This window comes from Cognatundibacterium jejuense (assembly GCF_014284255.1).
Classification (GTDB): Bacteria; Pseudomonadota; Gammaproteobacteria; order Burkholderiales; family Burkholderiaceae_D; genus Undibacterium; species Undibacterium jejuense.
Genome location: NZ_JACOFV010000003.1, coordinates 41,708 through 62,485, shown reverse-complemented (window position 1 = coordinate 62,485; position 20,778 = coordinate 41,708). Strand labels below are relative to the sequence as shown.

Below are 20,778 nucleotides of genomic sequence, written 5' to 3'. Positions count from 1 at the left end.
CAGTAAATCCCTGATCAAATCCCTACAGCATTGATGAATTGGTGGCTAAATACGCAAAAACATGGCTATTTTTGTTTGAGCGCAGCAAGTTTTGCCTGATTTGCACCGGCAGTGAGAAATTTATTCGGATCTTGCGGGACATCTTTGATACGAACCTCAAAATGCAGATGCGAACCGGTCGAACGTCCAGTCGAGCCAATATCGGCCACATGTTGTCCACGCTTCACGATATCACCGAGCTTGACGTAAATTTTGGAGGTGTGTGCATAACGCGTAATTAATTCTCCGCCATGATCAATCTCTAACATATTGCCAAATTGCGGATGAAATTCCGAGGCAATCACCACACCGCCGGCGGCCGCCACAATAGGTGTGCCAGTCGGCGCCGGAAAATCAATTCCTTCATGAAAAGCGTTACGACCAGTAAAAGGATCAAGACGCCAACCAAAGCCAGAAGCATTATAAGTAACATTGACGGGTTGAATTGTTGGCAATAATTTGGATTGAATTTTAAAACTCATCAAATTCGTTTCAACCACATTTAAATAATCTGAGCGATGCTCTACGTCTTTTTGAAAAGCATCTAACGCGGCTTGCAGCTCTGCCATATTCAATTCACGGGAGGGTGCATTGGAAATTTCTGGTCCACCGCGCGGAGGTAATTCTTTAAAATTAAATTCTTCAGGCTTTACACCAGCAAGGCCTTGCACCCGTTCACCAAGGGCATCCAAACGCATTAATTGCGCTTGCATTTCGCCTAATTTAACCGCCATGGCAGTTAAATTTTCTTTCAAATAACGGTCTTTCCCATTCGTGTCACCCGACAAAGGTGACGACACTGAAGCCGGTAAAATACTTCGTAAAATAGGAAGATCAGCACTAGCCAGACGCAAAGTCAGTGTCGCCATCAAAGCGCCACTAACAGCCATGAGAAGGATAAACGCAAAAATGGCCAGAAAAACGTGACGTGAAGACAAAGTTACAGACTTTGCCTGGGTGAAACGAGAATGCATTAATATTATCTGCATCAATACTTTCCCTCTGTAAATACGTAGCAAACAAGGATGGAAATACACGGTTTGTGGTAATGTAACGCCCATGTCTGCATCATCATTACCTCCGCATCGTATTCATATCAAACGTGGTCGCCCGGTTTCCGTTACCAGCGGAGCGAGTGATTTTCTGCGTGCAAACGATAAAATTGCCGCATTATTACCAGCAATACAACGAAATCTGGCTCTTCAAAGAGACTGCGAAGCAGTTTTGTCGTCTCTCTTTGAACTCTGTGAAGTCATGCAACTGGCCGATGGTCAACTGGTACTTGCAGCCTCCAACGCTGCTATTGCGACAAAACTCAAGCAGCAATGCCCGAATTTACAATTAAAGTTACAACAACGTGGCTGGCAGATTAACGCAATCCGTATCAAAGTACAAGTTAAGCGGGTTATCGAAAAACCATTGCCGGTAAAACAATTAGCCATTCCCGAAACTGCAATTCAAGCCTTGAGCAATCTAGAAAAAAATATAGAAAAGACCGCGCAAAACGCCGACTTACGTGCAGCGTTGATCCGCTTACTGTCCCGCCACCGCCAATCCGGAAGCGAGAAGTAAGTACTCAATCTGCGTAACGACCTGAAGTATCAACGAGTACGATCTTTTTCCCACAATACGTCACTACCACCATCAACGCGATTCAAGACGCGCGATAAAACAAATAACAAATCAGATAAACGATTCATATATTGGCGCGGATGGTCATTGATTGTTTCACTCTTACCAACACTGACAATTGCCCGTTCCGCGCGGCGACATACGGTACGGCAGACATGCGCTATCGCGGCGGCTTTGGAGCCACCTGGCAAAATAAAGTCTTTTAATGGAGGTAAATCAGCGTTGTATTTTTCCAGCAATGCATCCAGCCTCGATACCTGAGCTTCTGTAATCATGGTGTAGCCAGGAATACACAACTCGCCCCCCATATCAAACAAATCATGTTGTATTGACGCCAATTCATGCTTCATGGTTGCTGGCAACTCTTCGCACAACAACACACCGATATGCGAATTGAGCTCATCCACGTCGCCCATGGCGTGTACCCGTAATGCGTCTTTATCCACGCGGCTTCCATCACCAAGGCCGGTAGTTCCTGCGTCACCAGTACGTGTTGCAATTTTAGAGAGTCGATTACCCATAGCAAATATAATTTGGAAAGAAGTCGCAGAGCATAAGCCAAAAACGGCAAGAACGCATCATAATAGAGAGGATAGACGAGGCGCTAGCTGCTGAAACTTTCGAAGTTATATTCGCAAGCCCATGTCGTCAACAATCGACTTTGAGTCGCCGTACAACGCTTGACCGAACCAGACAATTGAATATTGCCAGGCAATTCAGACAAAGATTTTGTCTGGCGTGATGTATAAAATCAGGACATAGAATGGCAACAAGACTCCCCCCGGTACATGCACTTTCCGCCTTTGAAGCAGCCGCACGTTTTAGTTCTTTTGCAGTCGCTGCAGAGGAGCTGTGCATTACACCCTCAGCTCTGTCACATCGTATTCGCTTATTGGAAGAACATTTGTGTGAACGCGTATTTGTGCGCGAAGGACGCAGCGTCACGTTGACTGAATTTGGTCGCCGTTATTTGGACGTGGTCAGAGCGGCATTAAGAACCTTGTCTGATTTTCCTTTGCCAAACAAAGTCACGCAGAACCAGATGAAAGTTAAAGTAACGGTACCACCGACGTTCGCTCGCTACATGTTTATGCCACGGTTGGCGGATTTTTCTGAACAACATCCAGATATAGAAATCGAAGTGTATCTGTTTGTGCCTCTGTATGACCTGAGCCTATCCGAGAGCGATGTTGAAGTACGTTTTGGTGCCGGAGAATATCCTAATTTGGTCACTAAAAAATTGTTTGTAGAACCAAGTTTCGCGGTCGCCAGTCCTGGCTATCTCAAAACCATACCTGCCATTAAAACGCCAGCAGATTTGCGCCATGCAAAACTATTACGTTCTGCATTAGAGCCATGGCAGCCATGGTTTGAAGTTGCAGGACTGGACTTTCCTGAACCCAGTAATGGATTGCGGATCGACGACCTTGGACTTTTGCTGGAAGCGGTAAAACACGGTCACGGTGTCGGCCTGACGCGCCAACATTTTGCCGAGGATATGATCAGAACCGGCGAGGTTGTTCGACTCTTCGATACTCAACTTGCAACCCCACCACACGCGTATCATCTGGTGCATGAAGCCCAACCAACCTTGCGTCCGGAAGTCGAAATTTTTATTAACTGGATGCAATCCACGTTTCAGAAAATGGAAGCGTCGCCCGCAGCCTGAATAAACTGAGATCGCAGTTTAGAACATCTGAAAATACAGTACCGAAGTCTTTAACTGGACCTTGTAGGATTATTGGAGTCATATCTACGGCTGACAAAATTTATCCCTGAACCTATTCAACAAATCTACCTATAAAAAACGAACAGCGGAGAGTCAGCCCTCATCGCACGGCTATTTCCTAGATAGTGCACAATACGGACTACCACTTTATTCAAAGAAACGAAGCTTTTATGTATTACGGCGAAAAATTTAATAGTATCAGCCACATTGCGGGTGCTGCGCTAGCGATCGGCGGCGCAGCAGTATTGATCACCATCAGCGCACGTCTTGGCGACCCCTGGAAAATCGTTAGCTTCAGTATTTATGGGGCGATGCTGTTTTTACTTTACACTATTTCGGCGCTCTACCACAGTCTCAAAGGCAAGGCCAAAAACGTATTTCAAAAACTCGATCACTGCGCAATTTATCTATTGATCGCAGGTAGCTACACTCCATTCACTTTAGTGACCCTTCGAGAACATTCTGGGTGGGTCTTATTTGGCCTCGAGTGGAGCCTGGCTATCATCGGTATTGTGCAGGAAATCTTGTTTGCCAAAGGTGCACGCTGGCTATCGCTGGCGATCTATGTCGTCATGGGTTGGTTGGCAATCGCCGCTATCGTGCCGCTGATGACGATACTGCAAAATGGCTTTATCTGGCTGGCACTGGGCGGCTTATTTTATACCGTAGGCATCATTTTTTACGCGACGGATGAAAAACTCAAACACGGGCATGGCATCTGGCACCTGTTTGTTCTCGCCGGTAGTATGTGCCAGTATTTCGCCGTGCTGTTTTACGTCGCATAAATTTACATAATGCTTTTTAATCGACGTTCTTACCAGCGGCAGCACACCACAGACTAAACCATTGCTCACGTGTCAGTGTATGCTGACACGCCAGTGCCGCCTCTCTCAAAGCCGCAATCCGTCCAGAGCCAGTCAGCACTAAAGGGTGCGATGGATGTTGCAATATCCACGCAAGAGCAACCGCACTTGCAGGTAGCTTCAATTCTGACGCCAAGGTATTTAAAACTGGTCGGACACGTTGAATTTGCGGGTTGCTGCTTGGCGTATCCCGCAGCAAATCGCCACCACCTAAGGCTGACCATATCATCGGCGCAATGCGCAACTTCTGACACAGATCCAGCGTACCATCATGCAAAGGCTGCAAATGCAATAATGACAGTTCTACCTGATTCGTCACTAATGGAAAACGTGAATTGAGTAATTCAAATTGTGCGGGCGTAAAATTGGATACACCAACATGTTTAACCTTGCCGCTAGCCTGCAATTGCTGAAACGCTTCTGCCATTTCATCCGCATCCATCAAAGGATCAGGACGGTGGATGAGCAACAAATCGAGTTGTTCAATCTGCATGGCGCGCAAAGAATTTTCTGCTGAAGCAATGATATGTGCGCGGCTGGTATCGTAATGTTGAATGCCGTATGCGGGCCGCGCTTTTGATACGAGCTTGATTCCGCACTTGCTGACAAATTGGAATTTATCACGTAACGACGGCGCCAGGCTAAGCGCCTCGCCAAGCAAAGATTCACTCTGATAATCGCCATAAATATCAGCCTGATCTATCGTAGTGATACCCAACGCCAATGCTTGCTCCAAAAACTCAACGCGAGATTGCGGCGTCATATTCCAATCCGCAAGCCGCCATAAACCAAGCACAATGCGAGAAAATTCAGGCCCTTCCGGGGCGATTTTTATGCGTGGCACGGTGAAGGATTGATTCATAGTATTTCTATACAGTTTTGATTTTTAAGAACTTACTACTTGTGTCATCGCAGCGCGCAACTCGGCAGTTTTTGTATAGCCAGCAGCGATCATGTGCAAAGCTTCATTGTGCACAATCAACAAAGCAGGAAAGCCGCGTATTCCCCAACGCTGACATTGTTCAAATTCATCGCGGACATCGGACATACATTGCGGTGACAAAAATGTTTCCAGAAAACTGTCGACATCAAAACTGTCGTGACCATCAATTTTATTGAGTGTGCTCACCACAACTTCAGCTAAGACTGCTGACTGAGTCACGTCCAGACCTTGTGCATAAAACGCATGTTGGATTGCATGAAAAATTTCCAGCAATTGTTGTCCGCTTAAATGATCAGCAATGATTTTTGCCGCGACAATGGCGCGACACGCGGGTTCGGTATCATACTTAAAACCAGCTTGTGTCATTCCTACATCAGAAAACGGCAAGCCACTGGCTTCTGCGACATGATGCCAATGTTCACGTATTGTCGTTCGCTGTGATTCGCCCATTATTTCCTGATTGTAGGCACGTAAGCCACCGACAATCATTTCCAGACTGGCACCCGGCGTTTCATCGAGCAACGCCTGTAATTCAGGCCCGAAGCCATAACACCAGGAACACATCGGGTCGGCGATATAAATAAAATGGGGCATATGTTCCTTTACTTTAATTTTTTGTAGGACGGGTGCAAACCCGCAGCGATACTTTCAGCGTAACTTGCGTTGGGTTGCATCCGCCCTACGCTACGCCGGGTACAGAGCACCGAGCACTCTCAAACCTTTGGCACCCGTAACCTCCGGCAAATTACCTGCCTGACGTAAGCAAAATTGCTGCGCCAGCCAAGCGAATGCTAATGCTTCTACGTGTTCTGGTGCGACACCTAATTGTGCCGTACTTTGTACTTGAGCGTTTGAACCCGCACTTTTTAAGGAAGCTTGCAGCATGTTCATCAATGTCGTGTTGTAAGCGCCGCCGCCGCACACATACACCGTCTGTGCTTGTATTGCGTTAGCCAGGATCGCTTGCGTCAGGCTTTGTGCTGTGTAAGCGCATAGCGTTGCCTGCACATCCACTGCGGCCAGCATCGAAAATGCCTGCAAATGCTGCTGTAACCAATCAGCATGAAATAAATCACGCCCGGTACTTTTTGGAGGAGCCAGGTGCAAATACGGTTCTGACATCAAACTCGCCAGCAAGCTTTGGTTGACCTGCCCTTGTGCAGACCAGGTACCGTTGGCATCATAACTCAAACCTTGGTGCTGTTTGATCCAATAGTCCATCAATACGTTACCTGGTCCCGTGTCAAAGCCAGTGGTTGTGCCATCTGCTGCAAGAATACTGATATTGCTGATGCCGCCGATATTAGCGACAACGCGGCACTGCTCTTTTGCAGCAAAAACGGCACGATGAAAAGCAGGTACCAAGGGTGCGCCTTGCCCACCAGCTGCTACATCACGACTACGAAAGTCGGCAATGACATCGATTCCCGTCAACTCAGCGAGTAAGGCTGGGTTATTGGTTTGCCGTGTGTAACCGAGCTCAGGTCGGTGACGTATAGTTTGGCCGTGGACGCCAATCGCATGCACGGAAACTTCCGGATGATGTGCCAATAAAGCCTTCACACAATCGGAATAGCATTGAGCAAGCGCGTTTGCCAACAAAGCTTCGCGATGTGTTTCATTGTCACCTGGCTGCTGTAATTGCAAAGCTTGTTGCCGTAATTCCTCGTTAAACGGAATGTATGCAGAACCTAGCAATTCCATGTGTTCATGCTCCGTTGCAGGCAAGCGAACCAATACGCCATCGGCGCCGTCGAGACTAGTTCCTGACATGAGTCCTATATACACAGCATTTTTATCCGGATTCTTTGTTGTCAACATATCGTTTTTTGTTATCTCAAAGCTCAATAAAAAAAAGGCCGAACATGAGGTTCGGCCTGAAGAATAGATTGCCTTTAGCTGGCGGTCGTTTTACTATTTTGCGCCACGCGTTCCGGACGCAATAAATCAAAACGGTGATGCATATCGTTAGCTACCGCTTTAAAACGTGGCAAATCAACATTCGACAATGCCTGTACATTTGGTACTACGATAGAAAGCGGGTCACGAGCATCATTATTCACACGGAACTCGTAATGCACGTGTGGGCCAGTGGACCAACCCGTTGTACCGACAAAACCAATCACCTCACCTTGAGAAACGTGGCTACCTTTACGAATTCCCGGAGCAAAACGTTGCATGTGCGCATAAGCAGTGCTATACCCACCCCAATGTTTAATCACCACCAGATTGCCATAACCGCCGCTCATCGCTGCAGAATCAACCACGCCGTCTGCAGTAGCACGGATTGGTGTACCAATACCAGCTGCAAAATCAACACCTTTATGCTGCTTCCATTGACCAGAAATCGGGTGAACACGCATAGAGAAACCTGAAGAAATACGCGTGAATGCCAGCGGCGATTTCAAGAACGCTTTTTTGAGTGATTTACCGTCAAATGTGTAATAACCGCCCTGACCACCTGCTTCATCAAACCAGACGGCTTGATATGGTTTTTCAGCATTGGTAAATTCACCTGCCAACACACGACCCGTTTTTACTTTTTGGCCATTTTGCCAAAAACTCTCATAGACGACGTTGAACTGGTCACCGCGTTGTAATTTACGGAAATCAATATTCGTTTCAAACATGCTAATAATTTGTGACGCGACGTTATCCGGAATATTTGCATCATCGGTCGCAGCAAACAGCGAGGATATGATATTCCCAGATGCCATTTCAACCCGACGCTCTAAATTGGCAGGAGTATCCACCGCTTTAAAATGTCCGTTAGCATCACGGGTAATTTCTATATTTCTGGCGGGTTTATCAGATCCATCCACAACGGTGGTCTGCAACCATTCCAGCTCACCTTCTTCATTGGTTTTAGCGCGAACCGCTTTGTCTGTGCGCAATTGCAACAAGCTACGGGCAACGCTATCAGTTTTAATGAACTTGTCAGCTTCATCATCTTCAACGCCTAGACGTAACAACAAAGCACTGAGCGTATCGCCACGGCGTACGGTTTCTTCACGCACAAAGTGTTGTTCATTTGCTTCAATGGCGGCAATTTGCTCATCAAGCGTAGGCAACGGTAATTCTTGTGTCAGTTTTTTGACTGGTAAATCGGCGGCATCTGGCGCCAGTGGCGCAACGGCTGCGGCACCAATAGCGCATACGGCAAAGAACAAAGCTGAAATCGACACCGCACGGGAAACGCGACTGGAACCGAACAACTGCCTTCTGCCAGTAGCGATATGAAGGAATTTATCTATTGGACGCATGCAATAAGTTAAAATTAACAGTGTTAGTCGAAAATGAGTCGAAAATTCGTCATTGCTGTCATGATTCAATGTGGCGCGACGACTTAGACATCGGCATCAACACATAGTCATCAACACCATTTTGGTGCAATGATTTGCAAGTAAACTTACATATCAGTGACGAACAAAGACGGGATTATAAAGCAAGTTTGCCGGGTCCCATCAAGAAACCAACACCCAGAATTTGGCAAACGCTGATTATGGATTCAGAATAGAAATCCTGACCAGCGCTGTTACAAAAAATTTGATGTAAATAAAATATGACTTCTGCACAACACTCCAATTCCTCCCCAGCATTATTGCCACTTTCCGACGCTGTACAACACGCACTTGCAGTGACTAAGCGCGGCGTTGACGAATTACTAATTGAATCCGAATTTGCCCAAAAATTGGCGCGTAGTGAGCAAACTGGCAAGCCTTTGCGCATCAAACTCGGCCTGGATCCAACTGCACCAGATTTGCACTTAGGCCACACCGTTGTTCTCAACAAAATGCGTCAATTGCAAGATCTAGGCCATAACGTGATCTTTTTGATTGGTGATTTTACTTCCATGATCGGTGATCCGTCTGGCCGTAATGCGACCCGCCCGCCATTGACACGTGAGCAAATTGAAGCAAACGCGCAAACCTACTTCAAACAGGCGAGTCTGGTATTGGATGCGGCAAAAACGGAAATCCGCTACAACTCTGAATGGTGCGATCCGCTCGGCGCACGCGGCATGATTCAGCTATCTTCCAAATACACCGTTGCCCGTATGATGGAGCGCGACGATTTCACGAAGCGCTTTAAAGCCGGCACCCCTATTTCAGTGCATGAATTTTTGTACCCACTCATGCAAGGTTACGATTCCGTCGCTTTGCAAGCAGATCTGGAGCTCGGTGGAACAGATCAGAAATTCAATCTGCTGGTCGGTCGTGAATTACAAAAAGATTACGGACAAGAACAACAATGTATTCTGACCATGCCTTTGCTGGAAGGTCTGGACGGCGTTGAAAAAATGTCAAAATCCAAAAATAACTACATCGCCATCACAGAACCCGCTAACACCATGTTCGCCAAGGTCATGAGCATCTCTGATGACATGATGTGGAAATACTACGATTTATTGTCCTTCACCTCCATCGAGCAAATTGCAGGCTACAAAAAAGCTGTCGCCGAAGGTCAGAACCCACGCGACATCAAAGTCGCACTGGCACAAGAAATTGTGGCGCGCTTCCATAGCAAACAAGCAGGTGAAGACGCATTGGCAGATTTTGTGAATCGTTCCAAAGGTGGCATCCCTGACGATATTCCAGAAGTCAGCCTCAGCGGTGCGCCAGTAGGCGTTGCACAATTACTCAAGCAAGCTAATTTGTGTGCATCGACATCAGAAGCATTGCGTATGGTAGAACAAGGCGGTGTGCGCGTTGATGGCAATGTCATCAGCGATAAAGGCTTAAAGCTTGATGCCGGTACCTTTGTACTGCAAGTCGGCAAACGTAAATTTGCGCGTGTAACCTTGGCAGCATGATCGCTTTACTGCAACGTGTATCCCAAGCCAGTGTCGTCGTCGATGGTGAAATCATTGGTGCGATTGACGCTGGCTTGATGGTTTTAATATGTGCCGAGCGTGGTGATACAGAAAAAGAAGCCGATGCGTTATTAACGAAATTGCTCGGCTATCGTGTGTTTTCTGACGCTGCTGGCAAGATGAATCTGAGCGTAAAAGATAGTGGTGGCGGTTTATTGCTGGTACCACAATTTACCCTCGCGGCAGATACCAATTCCGGCACCCGCCCATCATTCACTCCTGCAGCACCACCCGATGTCGCCAGAGAATTATTCGGCTATTTTCTCCGACAAGCCCAGCGCCAGCATCCGCTGGTGGAGAGTGGTCGCTTTGGGGCTGATATGAAAGTCTCATTGACTAATGATGGTCCGGTCACATTTTGGTTGGAAACTAAGCGCCCTGCCCCTTCGGCTTCAACGTAATGGTTTCAACATAATTCAAAACAAGAACATAATGACCGAAATACTTTTAATACGCCACGGCGAAACCGCCTGGAACGCCGTCAAACGCTTGCAAGGTCACCTCGATATTCCACTCAATGCCGAAGGCACGCGCCAGGCTAAAGCACTAGCTTATGCATTGCAAAATGAAAAATTAGACGCCGTGATTTCCAGCGACTTACAAAGAGCGGTGCAGACTGCCGGCGAAATTGCCCGCTTGCAAGGCGTGAGTACACGCCTCGATGCGGGATTGCGTGAGCGTTGTTTTGGTGGTTTTGAAGGTCAACTTTACAGTGACTTGCCGCACCTGTTTCCGCTCGAACACGCAGCCTGGCGAGCGCATGATCCGGACGCCGAATTTCCACCGGGAGAAAACCAAGGTGAAACCATTCGTCAGTTTCATCGACGCATCATGACGCACATCACCTACTACGCAAAACAATTCGAAGGCAAAAAAATTGCCATCGTGGCGCACGGTGGTGTGTTGGAATGCGCATACCGCGCCGCCAAGGATCTGCCATTGGATGCACCAAGAGAAGTGACCATCTACAACGCCAGCATCAATCGCTTTAGCTACGACCAGGATCGGCTGCTATTAGTCTCTTGGGGCGACATCGCGCATCTCGATGCTGATGCAGTGGATGAAATTAACGCGGCGATTAATCCACAAAAGCACTAGTCCGCGTTACCTTCACAACATTCACATCTGCCGGAACTGATGCTGATATGGCTGCGACACGTTCAACCATTCAGCTCTGTTTTGTAATCGTAGCGCCAGTCCATTATCGATGCGTTGTACCGTGTCGATTGCCGATACATTGACAATCGCACTACGAGAAATTTGCCAGAATTTTTCCAGATCTAATTGCTTCAATAAATCCTTAATCGGCGTTCGTATCAAGGCTTCAAAACGCGTAGTGATCAATTTAGTATATTTAGCATCGGCATGAAAACATTGGACATCATCCACATTCACAAAACGTAGCTGGTTGCCAGAGGAGGCTTGTATCCAACGCAAAGCTTCACTTTTTGCAGGAACAGATAGTGAAGACATATCCGCAGGTTGTTGATGTAAGCGTTGCTTGAGTCTTTGTATCGTTAAAGCTAAACGCGCCAGATCCAGCGGTTTAAGTAAATAATCGACTGCCCCATGATCAAATGCTGCGATCGCATGATCATTGTATGCGGTGATAAAGACAATATGACAGCGATGTGTTGCCAGACGAGCGACATCTATACCGCTTAGGCCCGGCATTCTGACATCCAGAAAAGCAATTTCCGGACGTAGTTCATTCAATTTTGCAACCGCATTTTGTCCATCTGAGACCTCAGCAACAATCTCCAGATCCGGCCATAACATGGCTAATGCCGCGACAAGTTCCTTACGTAAAATTGCTTCATCTTCAGCGATCAAAGCACGGATTGAATGAGCTAATGTTGGACTATTCATTCCACTTTACTTTCTTTGATTTGATCGTCTATCAAGCGCGGGAGTCGCAAACTGGCAATGACGCCACCACAAAGACCTGAAACAAGACTTAATTCGGCCCGGTTGCCATACATGGTATCGAGCCTTTGTTGAATATTCAGTAAGCCGATGCCATTTCCAAGTTCATCCTGAAAACCTGCACCATCGTCAGCAACAATGATATGCAAGAGATCATCTTCGCAACACGCACTGATCTTTACATGCGTCATACTAATCTTCGGTTCGACACCATGCTTGATGGCATTTTCCACCAGTGTCATTAATATTAACGGTGGAATTTCACATGCTTGTGCCTCGTCATTACATTCAATACTAAACTGCAAACGCTCAGGCAAACGAATTTGTATGATTTTCAAATACGCCTCTGCACGCTTCAATTCCTGCGCCACGCTAATGGTTTTGGCACGCATATCAGGCATCGCCTCTTGAAGATAAGCGATCAAGTGTTGCAGCATACTTTCGGCTAATGGTGGATCTTGTCTGAGCAAGGCGCGTGTGGTGGCTAAGGTGTTAAATAGAAAATGTGGTTCTATTTGCCCTTGTAATGCCATCAGTCTGGCTTCGAGTAATTGTCTGTCGGCAGCATGGGCAGACTCCGCACGCTTTAACTGCTCCGATGCGGCTCTCGACACCTCTGTTTTTATTGCTGATGGCAAAATCGTTACCAACAAAAACAAAAAAACGACAATCCAAACCGTCCATCCCTCATGCGTCATGACTGACACTGGCCATAAAAAGAACTGTAGTCGCACGCCACTGATTGTCGCTATCACAATAGCCCCACAGACAAGCAACCATCGTAGACCAGGATGGTTCAATTTTCTACTGGTCTGTGCAAAAACAAAACCAGATTGGGCTATTGCATAGGCAGTCAGCAAACATAGCAGGTCAACCAGCCATGTTTGCTGCATGGAAAAGCAAACAATCAACGACCACAACGCGACGCTCAAACAGGCTGGAAAATAGGGCCATTCGCGTTTCGTTGGAAAATAGTCGCGTTGTTGTCCATGACCCGAGATCCGGTCATTCAATAGCAATGTCAACATTAACGCTCACTGAAATTGAGATTTTTAAATTCCGCCTGGGGCTCTGCCAACTTTACTCTTTCAGCCAGAGGCTTTCTTTCAAGTGTTTTCTGATCAATTGTGGCGGTATTAAAGCGAATATCACGAATCCATAGCTGTCCTTGGCCACGCACCCCAATACCGATTTCGAGTTGACAGCCATCAGCAGGCAACTTCATGTCCATACTGACCTTACTCCAGTCTTGCATCTCTTTGCCGAAACTTGATGCAATTGCGTTCCATTTTTTAGATTTTTCAGATTTATGGCAACGTATCCAGAATTCGCTATTTTTGCTATCGCCAATAAATTTAGCCGAGACGGTAAGCTCGACGACTTTCCCGCTGAAGGCGCCTGACTCAATGACCTGCGTGAGGCTTGCAAAATCATTTTCTTTTGCCTGCTTGGCGCCAATATAGAGTACCGGATGCTCTTTGCTTCCTATCGTAGTATCGACACCAATTTGATACTTTTCTTGTGCCACGTCGTTAAAAGTCCAGCCAGCCGGAACACCCGGTGTCATTCCTTGCGCAAGCGAAAAGTTCATCCCTATCGCAGTCAACAAGGCAATCAAGATTATTTTCGAATATTTCATGACATCTTCTCCTATGGTTTGAGTAAAGATGGTCAAATTACGCCTCATGATTCGTCCTTGCAGTCTGTTTGCGATAATAGGTCAGCGATTCCCGATAAAGGACGGGAATAAACCGATCAATGATTTTCCATTGCCAGATTATTTTTTCCTGAAACGCGAGATATGGTTTTGACGACTTCTCTGCACCGACGGCAACGCGTGTGGTGATAAAAAAAAGAAAGACTCATCAGCAAACGATAAAAATCCAGCAAAATACCATCAGTTAAGCGCAAATGCGCACCTAAGTTGAAATTATTTAGAGAAACCTCTCTAAAACTATCAAAAGCGTCTTTTCATAGAAATAAATATTCCTATAAATCACACAGAATTTTGCCAATTATTTAGGCAGGTTTCAGGTAGAATAGCGCTTCTTCAAATTTCCCCCAAAGCCTCATCGTGCAAATCGGTTCCTACGTCTTGCGTAATAATATTTTCGTTGCTCCTATGGCTGGAGTAACTGATAGGCCGTTCCGGCAATTATGCAAAGAGTTAGGTGCGGGTTATGCCGTTTCTGAAATGGCAGCCTCGAATCCCAAATTATGGGAAACCGAAAAATCCACCCGCCGTACCAATCACGAAGGCGAAATGGAACCGAAAGCGGTGCAGATTGCCGGTGCTGATCCCGTCATGCTCGCAGATTGCGCCAAATTCAATGTCGATAAAGGTGCGCAAATCATCGATATCAACATGGGTTGCCCGGTCAAAAAAGTCTGTAACGCCTGGTGTGGTTCTGCGCTATTACAGCACGAAACTCTGGTCGGACAAATTCTGGATGCGGTGGTCAAGGCAGTTGATGTGCCTGTGACACTGAAGTTCCGGACGGGATGGGACAGAGCAAACAAAAATGCCCTGAATATTGCACGCATGGCGCAGTCTGCCGGCATACAAATGCTGACCTTACACGGGCGCACACGCGCAGATGGCTACAAAGGTGATGCCGAATACGAAACAATTACTGCGGTCAAAGCCGCGGTGAATATCCCTGTGGTCGCCAACGGCGACATCACAACACCGGAAAAAGCCAAATACGTTTTGGAAGTCACCGGTGCGGATGCCATCATGATCGGTCGCGCCGCCCAAGGCCGACCGTGGATTTTCCGGGAAATCGAGCATTACCTGAGGACAGGGGAACACTTACCTCCACCACTAATCAGCGAAGTCAGGCATCTGATGGATAGCCACTTAAAAGAGCATTACGCATTTTACGGTGATTATCTGGGTGTACGAACGGCGCGTAAGCATATCGGCTGGTATGTACAAGATCTGGTGGGTGGTGAGGAATTCCGGCAACAAATGAATTTACTGACCTCGTGTGATGAACAATTAGCCGCCGTCAGTCATTTTTTTGATCGCATGGCTGGGGAACGGTTACAATACCGCCCCTTTGAAGAAAAAATGGCCGCCTAAGGCAAATGTTGTAACAGCGTAGCACTACCGTAACAACAATATTGCCTGATGGTTCGTAAACACGGACTATTCCGCCGCCCGGCATAACCGAACAGTGACAATAAAATATGAGCAAAGATAGCATTCAAGACGCCGTCCACAAAAACCTGGAAAAATATTTCCGTGACCTGGGTGAACAACCCGCCTCCAATATTTACGATATGGTTGTATTAGCCGTCGAAAAGCCTATGCTTGAAATGGTGATGACACGTGCTGAAAGCAATCAATCACAAGCAGCAGACATGTTAGGCATTAACCGTAATACCTTGCGCAAAAAATTGCAGCATCACGGTTTGCTGTAATTACATGGCTGGCTCTGACACCGATTTCCTTACTCTTTCATTCTCATCATGATCAAACAAGCCCTCATATCCGTCTCAGACAAGACTGGTGTGCTCGATTTTGCACGTGAATTGTCGGCACTCGGTGTCAAGCTGCTGTCCACTGGTGGTACCGCTAAACTGTTGGCTGACAATGGCCTGCCAGTAACGGAAGTGGCCGACTACACCGGTTTTCCGGAAATGTTGGATGGTCGCGTCAAGACTTTGCATCCCAAAGTGCATGGCGGCATTCTGGCACGTCGTGATTTTCCTGAACATGTAGCAGCGCTCGAACAACACGGGATTCCTACCATCGATATGGTGGTCGTGAATCTGTATCCGTTCCAGCAAACCGTTGCCAAAGCAGAATGTTCACTGGAAGATGCGATTGAAAATATCGATATCGGCGGCCCGACCATGTTGCGCTCTTCCGCGAAAAATCACAAAGACGTCACGGTCATCGTTGATCCTAGTGATTACGCGATTGTATTGGCTGAAATGAAGGCGAATCAAAACGTCGTCAGTTACGATACCAAATTCACTTTGGCGAAAAAAGTCTTCGCACACACCGCGCAATACGATGGCGCGATCACCAACTACCTGACCAGCCTCGGTGAAGATAAAGCGCACACAACACGTAGTGCGTATCCGCAAACCCTGAACCTGCATTTCGATAAAGTTCAAGAAATGCGTTACGGCGAAAACCCACATCAATCCGCAGCGTTTTACCGCGATCTGAAAGCGGTTGACGGTGCATTGGCGAACTACAAGCAATTGCAAGGCAAAGAACTGTCTTACAACAATATCGCTGATGCCGACGCAGCATGGGAATGCGTAAAATCATTCAATGAATCGGCATGCGTGATCGTTAAACATGCCAATCCTTGTGGCGTAGCCTTAGGCGTGACGCCATTCGAAGCCTACAGCAAAGCGCTGCAGACAGATCCGACTTCAGCTTTTGGCGGCATCATTGCATTCAACCGCGAGCTCGATGGCAAAGCAGCAGAAATCGTTGCAAAACAATTTGTTGAAGTCTTGATCGCACCATCATTCACTGCCGAAGCAAAAGCAATTTTCGCCGCAAAACAAAATGTGCGTCTGTTAGAAATTTCGTTGGGCAATGCTGTTAATCAATACGACGTCAAACGCGTTGGTGGTGGTTTGTTAGTGCAAGCGCCTGATGCGAAAAATGTGTTGCAAGAAGAATTGCGCGTCGTTTCCAAATTACAGCCGACACCACAACAAATGGCCGACATGATGTTTGCGTGGCGCGTTGCAAAATACGTTAAATCCAACGCCATCGTCTTCTGCGGTAATGGCATGACATTGGGTGTTGGTGCAGGCCAGATGAGCCGCATTGACTCAGCCCGTATCGCATCGATTAAAGCACAAAACGCAGGGCTGACACTGGCTGGTTCAGCGGTCGCTTCTGACGCTTTCTTCCCGTTCCGTGATGGTTTAGATGTTGTGGTTGATGCTGGTGCGACATGCGTGATTCACCCAGGTGGTTCTATGCGAGATCAGGAAGTCATTGATGCTGCGGATGAACGCGGTGTGGTCATGGTGTATACCGGGACACGTCATTTCCGTCATTAATCAGGCTTCAAATAAGCTTCAAATGAGCTTCAAATAAATTGAAAGACATGGCCTCCGGCGCAAACTGGAGGCCATTTTTTTGCGCTTTGAATGAAGATTTACCGTAACGACATTGGATTCAGATATCATTAGCCGATCTAATTACACCCCACACATCCAGCTCGCCCAGGAAAAATAACTTCCAATGAGAATATTAGGCATAGACCCCGGCTTACGCACCACCGGTTTCGGGGTCATACAAAAGCAAGGTAACCACCTTACCTACGTCGCCTCTGGCACTATCAAAACCACAGAAGGCTCATTACCTGAGCGGCTCAAAACCATCCTTGCCAGCGTTTCAGAAGTAGTCAGCACCTACCAACCAGACTGTGCTGCGATAGAAATTGTCTTCGTCAACGTCAATCCGCAATCGACTTTACTGCTTGGTCAAGCCCGTGGCGCGGCAATTTGTGCGCTGGTAGCGGCAGATCTGGCGGTTGCCGAATACACAGCCTTGCAAGTCAAACAAGGCGTGGTTGGTCATGGCCGTGCAAAAAAAGAACAGGTACAGGATATGGTGCAACGGCTGTTGAAACTTTCTGGCAAACCTAGTCCTGACGCTGCGGATGCGTTAGGCGTAGCGATCTGTCACGCACATAGCGGCGAAGCATTAGCCACCCTCAGTGCGATTGCGCCGGAACTGGCAAAAAAGGGGTTGCGCGTCAAAGGTGGCCGTCTGATAGGTTGATTCTGCATTGCCTTCCAAACGTCCTCGTCAAGTAAGACAGAATCGTTTATTATCACTGTTTATTCATACAGTATGAAAGCCGTCTCATGATAGGTCGTATTGCAGGCACATTGCTAGAAAAAAATCCCCCACAATTGCTCATTGATTGCCAGGGTGTCGGCTATGAAGTCGACGTACCGATGAGTACTTTCTACAATTTACCTGCGTTGGGTGAAAAAGTAGCCTTGCTGACGCACCTGGCGATACGCGAAGATGCACATGTCTTGTTTGGTTTTGGCAGTGCAGAAGAGCGTGCAACGTTTCGTCAATTAATCAAAATCAGCGGCGTCGGCTCGCGCACAGCCCTGGCAATTTTGTCGGGTATGTCAGTCGCTGATTTATCACAAGCGATTACTTTGCAAGAAGCCGGACGCCTGACACGCATCCCAGGCATAGGCAAGAAGACGGCTGAACGTTTGCTGCTCGAACTCAAAGGTAAATTAGGGGCGGATCTGTTCACCAGCAGCGCAGCGGTTGCCGCAGGTGACCATAGTGGTGATATTTTAAATGCTCTGCTGGCTTTAGGTTACTCTGACAAAGAAGCAGCCATCGCCATGAAATCTGTCCCGGCTGGTACCGGCGTTTCTGACGGTATCAAACTGGCTCTCAAAGCACTGTCTAAGGCGTAAGCAATGAGCATACAAACTGATAATCTGTTTTCTGAACCAGCTGAAACCCGGATCATTTCTGCGACGCCGGTGTCTTCGCAAGAAGAAGCGATAGAACGTGCGCTACGCCCTAAGCAACTCGACGAATATGTTGGCCAGGAAAAAATCCGCGCCCAGTTAGAGATTTTCATCACAGCAGCGCGACAACGCAAAGAAGCACTCGATCACACCCTGTTGTTTGGTCCACCTGGTTTAGGAAAAACGACGCTGGCACATATTATCGCCCGCGAAATGGGTGTCAATTTACGACAAACGTCCGGGCCAGTGCTGGAACGCGCTGGCGATCTGGCTGCGCTCCTGACCAATCTGGAGGCCAATGACGTTTTGTTTATTGACGAGATACACCGCCTGTCGCCCGTGGTGGAAGAAATTTTATATCCTGCATTAGAAGACTACCAAATCGACATCATGATCGGGGAAGGCCCGGCAGCACGCTCGGTCAAACTCGATTTGCAGCCATTCACGTTGGTAGGCGCCACGACGCGTGCGGGCATGCTAACCAATCCTTTGCGCGATCGTTTTGGTATCGTGGCACGACTGGAGTTTTACACACCGGAACAGCTGACGCGTATTGTCACCCGCTCAGCATCGTTGTTAAATGCACCTATCCACGAAGAGGGAGCGCGCGAAATTGCCAACCGTGCCCGAGGCACACCCCGTATTGCCAATCGCTTATTACGCCGCGTACGCGACTATGCTGAAGTCAAAGGCAATGGCAATATCACCAAAGACATCGCCGATGCGGCATTAAAAATGCTCGATGTTGATACGGTTGGTTTTGATTTGATGGATAGAAAACTGCTGGAAGCGATTCTGTTTAAGTTTGGCGGCGGGCCAGTGGGACTTGATAACGTTGCAGCTGCGATTGGCGAAGAGCGCGATACCATCGAAGACGTACTGGAACCGTACCTTATCCAACAGGGCTATTTACAGCGAACCCCACGTGGTCGTATCGCGACAACGCTTGCGTATGAACATTTTGGTGTGAGCGCACCTGGTCGTTTAACCAGCGACGATTGATTAAGTCCTTGGCAGGTTTGCGTCTGAATGCAACGAGCCTTGGTCGTTGAATCAAATCTGCAGACAACAAAAAAGCACCCAGAAAGGTGCTTTTTTGTTCAACATAGGATTCATCTTACTAACAGGCTTGCGCCTGTCGATAATTAGAAGGAGTGCAGAATACCGAAGTTGAACACATAGTCTTTTGCACCGTTAGATGCAGCCAAACCAGCACCGTTTACGTTTGAGTCATTGCTCACGCGGGATGCGGAAGTGTACAAGTTAGTACGTTTCGACAATGCATGCGTCGCACCGATAGCAAGTTGAGTGCTTGAGCCGTTTGCGTAGTCATCTTTCAAACGTGCTGCGGTTGCCAAAATGTTGTCAGCTGCAGTTACTGGCACTGTAACACCTAATGTATAACCTTTTGTGTTCAGTGTACTATCATCAGATTTTTCAGTAGCGTAACCCAATGCCGCTTTAGCAACGCCGAAATCGTAAGTGCCACCTAACAACACTGTTTTGATTCCGTTACCTTTAGCAATCGCGTCATTAGCTTTGTAATACACAGCGCCGACATATACCGGACCAGCTGCGTACTGGCCACTAATACCAACAGAACGACCAGCTGAATTATCACCAGCGAATTCACCTGCACCGTACAAGGCCATGGCACTGAAACCTTGAATATTAGCGGATTGATAGCTAACGCTATTATTTACTCGCCATGCTGTATTTGATGTCAGGAAACCAAAAACGCCGCCTGTAGATGTAGAAGCGTTGACTGGCTTACCACCAGACAGATAAGAACCTGCGTGACCAGAAGTGAATCCCAGATCAAACGGGTCAACTGCATCATAGAAATAGAACTGTGGTGTGTATTGACGACCAGCTTTGACTGTACCAAAGTCACCTGTCAAACCAACCCATGATTGACGACCAAATGTCAGACCACCCTGGGATGCACCAGTGTCAGTCCAGATACCAGCTTCCAGAGCGAAGATTGCTTTCAGACCGCCGCCAAGATCTTCTGAACCTTTGAAGCCGATACGTGAACCAGCTTGTTCGCCACCGTCGATAGCATACTTTTTACCTGCGCCATTGCTTTCAGCTTGGAAAGCCATATCAACAACACCGTAGATAGTGACGTTAGACTGCGCTTGCGCTGCGCCAGACATTGCTGCCAATACTGACAGAGCGATAAGTGTTTTTTTCATTTTTTTCTCCAAAGGATTTAAATTTAAATCTAACTACCTTAAGCACGAAACGCGAAGATCACATACAAAAGAAGGCACGAAAC

22 protein-coding genes are annotated in these 20,778 nt (G+C 47.4%); 12 read left to right on the top strand and 10 right to left on the bottom strand.

Annotated features, from left to right (window positions below):
* Window positions 1–65 precede the first annotated feature (65 nt).
* On the bottom strand, window positions 66–1,028 hold the full coding sequence (locus H8K32_RS04590) for a M23 family metallopeptidase (RefSeq protein WP_186911303.1): 963 nt from the start codon (window positions 1,026–1,028) through the stop codon (window positions 66–68).
* Window positions 1,029–1,098: 70 nt separating this feature from the next.
* Between H8K32_RS04590 and H8K32_RS04585 the strand changes: the two genes are divergently transcribed.
* Window positions 1,099–1,611, top strand: coding sequence for a DciA family protein (locus H8K32_RS04585; protein WP_186911302.1), 513 nt, complete (start codon window positions 1,099–1,101; stop codon window positions 1,609–1,611).
* Window positions 1,612–1,640: 29 nt separating this feature from the next.
* Here H8K32_RS04585 and H8K32_RS04580 read toward each other — a convergent pair whose 3' ends face one another.
* Entirely contained in the window at window positions 1,641–2,192 is a 552-nt protein-coding gene (locus H8K32_RS04580; RefSeq protein ID WP_186911301.1) for a cob(I)yrinic acid a,c-diamide adenosyltransferase, read from the bottom strand.
* A gap of 242 nt (window positions 2,193–2,434) precedes the next feature.
* Here H8K32_RS04580 and H8K32_RS04575 point away from each other — a divergent pair, with 242 nt between their 5' ends.
* Together H8K32_RS04575 and trhA are read left to right on the top strand one after the other, a co-directional pair.
* Entirely contained in the window at window positions 2,435–3,340 is a 906-nt protein-coding gene (locus tag H8K32_RS04575) for a LysR substrate-binding domain-containing protein (protein WP_186911300.1), read from the top strand.
* A 230-nt stretch (window positions 3,341–3,570) separates the two neighbouring features.
* Window positions 3,571–4,185 carry a PAQR family membrane homeostasis protein TrhA gene (gene trhA / locus H8K32_RS04570; RefSeq protein WP_186911299.1) on the top strand — a complete coding sequence of 205 codons (615 nt, stop codon included), beginning with the start codon at window positions 3,571–3,573 and terminating at the stop codon, window positions 4,183–4,185.
* A gap of 16 nt (window positions 4,186–4,201) precedes the next feature.
* Here trhA and H8K32_RS04565 read toward each other — a convergent pair whose 3' ends face one another.
* The 4 genes from H8K32_RS04565 to H8K32_RS04550 form a co-directional block, all read right to left on the bottom strand.
* Window positions 4,202–5,125 (bottom strand): aldo/keto reductase, encoded by a 924-nt coding sequence (locus H8K32_RS04565; RefSeq protein WP_186911298.1) that lies wholly within the window; start codon window positions 5,123–5,125, stop codon window positions 4,202–4,204.
* 24 nt (window positions 5,126–5,149) lie between these two features.
* Window positions 5,150–5,800 carry a DsbA family protein gene (locus tag H8K32_RS04560; protein WP_186911297.1) on the bottom strand — a complete coding sequence of 217 codons (651 nt, stop codon included), beginning with the start codon at window positions 5,798–5,800 and terminating at the stop codon, window positions 5,150–5,152.
* A gap of 90 nt (window positions 5,801–5,890) precedes the next feature.
* Window positions 5,891–7,027, bottom strand: coding sequence for an anhydro-N-acetylmuramic acid kinase (locus tag H8K32_RS04555; protein WP_186911296.1), 1,137 nt, complete (start codon window positions 7,025–7,027; stop codon window positions 5,891–5,893).
* Between the two features lie 74 nt (window positions 7,028–7,101).
* On the bottom strand, window positions 7,102–8,469 hold the full coding sequence (locus tag H8K32_RS04550) for a M23 family metallopeptidase (RefSeq protein ID WP_186911295.1): 1,368 nt from the start codon (window positions 8,467–8,469) through the stop codon (window positions 7,102–7,104).
* Window positions 8,470–8,768: 299 nt separating this feature from the next.
* Between H8K32_RS04550 and tyrS the strand changes: the two genes are divergently transcribed.
* Genes tyrS through H8K32_RS04535 form a run of 3 tightly spaced genes read left to right on the top strand, consistent with a single transcriptional unit; the run spans window position 8,769 to window position 11,177 of the window.
* The gene (tyrS, locus tag H8K32_RS04545; RefSeq protein ID WP_186911294.1) at window positions 8,769–10,019 is read left to right on the top strand and encodes a tyrosine--tRNA ligase; all 1,251 of its coding nucleotides are present in this window, start codon (window positions 8,769–8,771) and stop codon (window positions 10,017–10,019) included.
* Window positions 10,016–10,480 (top strand): D-aminoacyl-tRNA deacylase, encoded by a 465-nt coding sequence (gene dtd, locus H8K32_RS04540; protein ID WP_186911293.1) that lies wholly within the window; start codon window positions 10,016–10,018, stop codon window positions 10,478–10,480. Before tyrS ends, dtd begins: the two co-directional genes overlap by 4 nt.
* A 31-nt stretch (window positions 10,481–10,511) precedes the next feature.
* Window positions 10,512–11,177, top strand: coding sequence for a histidine phosphatase family protein (locus H8K32_RS04535; RefSeq protein ID WP_186911292.1), 666 nt, complete (start codon window positions 10,512–10,514; stop codon window positions 11,175–11,177).
* Window positions 11,178–11,198: 21 nt separating this feature from the next.
* On the opposite strand, the gene H8K32_RS04530 is transcribed toward H8K32_RS04535, so the two are convergent.
* The 3 genes from H8K32_RS04530 to H8K32_RS04520 are packed head-to-tail and all read right to left on the bottom strand — an operon-like array spanning window position 11,199 to window position 13,644.
* On the bottom strand, window positions 11,199–11,948 hold the full coding sequence (locus tag H8K32_RS04530; RefSeq protein ID WP_186911291.1) for a LytR/AlgR family response regulator transcription factor: 750 nt from the start codon (window positions 11,946–11,948) through the stop codon (window positions 11,199–11,201).
* Window positions 11,945–13,033 (bottom strand): sensor histidine kinase, encoded by a 1,089-nt coding sequence (locus H8K32_RS04525; RefSeq protein WP_186911290.1) that lies wholly within the window; start codon window positions 13,031–13,033, stop codon window positions 11,945–11,947. Before H8K32_RS04525 ends, H8K32_RS04530 begins: the two co-directional genes overlap by 4 nt.
* On the bottom strand, window positions 13,033–13,644 hold the full coding sequence (locus tag H8K32_RS04520) for a hypothetical protein (protein ID WP_186911289.1): 612 nt from the start codon (window positions 13,642–13,644) through the stop codon (window positions 13,033–13,035). The genes H8K32_RS04525 and H8K32_RS04520 overlap by 1 nt, the downstream gene beginning before the upstream one ends.
* Before the next feature lie 435 nt (window positions 13,645–14,079).
* Between H8K32_RS04520 and dusB the strand changes: the two genes are divergently transcribed.
* The 6 genes from dusB (at window position 14,080) to ruvB (ending at window position 19,499) form a co-directional block, all read left to right on the top strand.
* A complete protein-coding gene (gene dusB, locus H8K32_RS04515) occupies window positions 14,080–15,090 on the top strand; it encodes a tRNA dihydrouridine synthase DusB (protein WP_186911288.1) in 1,011 nt (336 codons plus the stop codon).
* Between the two features lie 107 nt (window positions 15,091–15,197).
* Window positions 15,198–15,431, top strand: coding sequence for a helix-turn-helix domain-containing protein (locus H8K32_RS04510; RefSeq protein ID WP_186911287.1), 234 nt, complete (start codon window positions 15,198–15,200; stop codon window positions 15,429–15,431).
* 48 nt (window positions 15,432–15,479) lie between these two features.
* Window positions 15,480–17,045: a bifunctional phosphoribosylaminoimidazolecarboxamide formyltransferase/IMP cyclohydrolase gene (gene purH / locus H8K32_RS04505; protein ID WP_186911286.1), complete on the top strand. Its 1,566-nt coding sequence runs from the start codon at window positions 15,480–15,482 to the stop codon at window positions 17,043–17,045.
* 184 nt (window positions 17,046–17,229) lie between these two features.
* Window positions 17,230–17,772 (top strand): crossover junction endodeoxyribonuclease RuvC, encoded by a 543-nt coding sequence (ruvC, locus tag H8K32_RS04500; protein WP_186911285.1) that lies wholly within the window; start codon window positions 17,230–17,232, stop codon window positions 17,770–17,772.
* 86 nt (window positions 17,773–17,858) lie between these two features.
* Complete coding sequence (gene ruvA / locus H8K32_RS04495; protein WP_186911284.1) at window positions 17,859–18,440, top strand: Holliday junction branch migration protein RuvA; 582 nt, start codon at window positions 17,859–17,861, stop codon at window positions 18,438–18,440.
* Window positions 18,441–18,443: 3 nt separating this feature from the next.
* Entirely contained in the window at window positions 18,444–19,499 is a 1,056-nt protein-coding gene (ruvB, locus tag H8K32_RS04490) for a Holliday junction branch migration DNA helicase RuvB (RefSeq protein WP_186911283.1), read from the top strand.
* A 143-nt stretch (window positions 19,500–19,642) separates the two neighbouring features.
* Here the strand turns inward: ruvB and H8K32_RS04485 are convergent, their stop codons facing one another.
* Window positions 19,643–20,695 carry a porin gene (locus H8K32_RS04485; protein WP_186911282.1) on the bottom strand — a complete coding sequence of 351 codons (1,053 nt, stop codon included), beginning with the start codon at window positions 20,693–20,695 and terminating at the stop codon, window positions 19,643–19,645.
* Between the last annotated feature and the right edge of the window lie 83 nt (window positions 20,696–20,778).

Excerpts from the sequence above, each read along its gene's own strand:
- H8K32_RS04590 (WP_186911303.1), bottom strand. The coding sequence starts at position 1,028 with ATGCAGATAATATTAATGCATTCTCGTTTCACCCAGGCAAAGTCTGTA.
- H8K32_RS04585 (WP_186911302.1), top strand. The coding sequence starts at position 1,099 with ATGTCTGCATCATCATTACCTCCGCATCGTATTCATATCAAACGTGGT.
- H8K32_RS04580 (WP_186911301.1), bottom strand. The coding sequence starts at position 2,192 with ATGGGTAATCGACTCTCTAAAATTGCAACACGTACTGGTGACGCAGGA.
- H8K32_RS04575 (WP_186911300.1), top strand. The coding sequence starts at position 2,435 with ATGGCAACAAGACTCCCCCCGGTACATGCACTTTCCGCCTTTGAAGCA.
- trhA (WP_186911299.1), top strand. The coding sequence starts at position 3,571 with ATGTATTACGGCGAAAAATTTAATAGTATCAGCCACATTGCGGGTGCT.
- H8K32_RS04565 (WP_186911298.1), bottom strand. The coding sequence starts at position 5,125 with ATGAATCAATCCTTCACCGTGCCACGCATAAAAATCGCCCCGGAAGGG.
- H8K32_RS04560 (WP_186911297.1), bottom strand. The coding sequence starts at position 5,800 with ATGCCCCATTTTATTTATATCGCCGACCCGATGTGTTCCTGGTGTTAT.
- H8K32_RS04555 (WP_186911296.1), bottom strand. The coding sequence starts at position 7,027 with ATGTTGACAACAAAGAATCCGGATAAAAATGCTGTGTATATAGGACTC.
- H8K32_RS04550 (WP_186911295.1), bottom strand. The coding sequence starts at position 8,469 with ATGCGTCCAATAGATAAATTCCTTCATATCGCTACTGGCAGAAGGCAG.
- tyrS (WP_186911294.1), top strand. The coding sequence starts at position 8,769 with ATGACTTCTGCACAACACTCCAATTCCTCCCCAGCATTATTGCCACTT.
- dtd (WP_186911293.1), top strand. The coding sequence starts at position 10,016 with ATGATCGCTTTACTGCAACGTGTATCCCAAGCCAGTGTCGTCGTCGAT.
- H8K32_RS04535 (WP_186911292.1), top strand. The coding sequence starts at position 10,512 with ATGACCGAAATACTTTTAATACGCCACGGCGAAACCGCCTGGAACGCC.
- H8K32_RS04530 (WP_186911291.1), bottom strand. The coding sequence starts at position 11,948 with ATGAATAGTCCAACATTAGCTCATTCAATCCGTGCTTTGATCGCTGAA.
- H8K32_RS04525 (WP_186911290.1), bottom strand. The coding sequence starts at position 13,033 with ATGTTGACATTGCTATTGAATGACCGGATCTCGGGTCATGGACAACAA.
- H8K32_RS04520 (WP_186911289.1), bottom strand. The coding sequence starts at position 13,644 with ATGAAATATTCGAAAATAATCTTGATTGCCTTGTTGACTGCGATAGGG.
- H8K32_RS04510 (WP_186911287.1), top strand. The coding sequence starts at position 15,198 with ATGAGCAAAGATAGCATTCAAGACGCCGTCCACAAAAACCTGGAAAAA.
- purH (WP_186911286.1), top strand. The coding sequence starts at position 15,480 with ATGATCAAACAAGCCCTCATATCCGTCTCAGACAAGACTGGTGTGCTC.
- ruvC (WP_186911285.1), top strand. The coding sequence starts at position 17,230 with ATGAGAATATTAGGCATAGACCCCGGCTTACGCACCACCGGTTTCGGG.
- ruvA (WP_186911284.1), top strand. The coding sequence starts at position 17,859 with ATGATAGGTCGTATTGCAGGCACATTGCTAGAAAAAAATCCCCCACAA.
- ruvB (WP_186911283.1), top strand. The coding sequence starts at position 18,444 with ATGAGCATACAAACTGATAATCTGTTTTCTGAACCAGCTGAAACCCGG.
- H8K32_RS04485 (WP_186911282.1), bottom strand. The coding sequence starts at position 20,695 with ATGAAAAAAACACTTATCGCTCTGTCAGTATTGGCAGCAATGTCTGGC.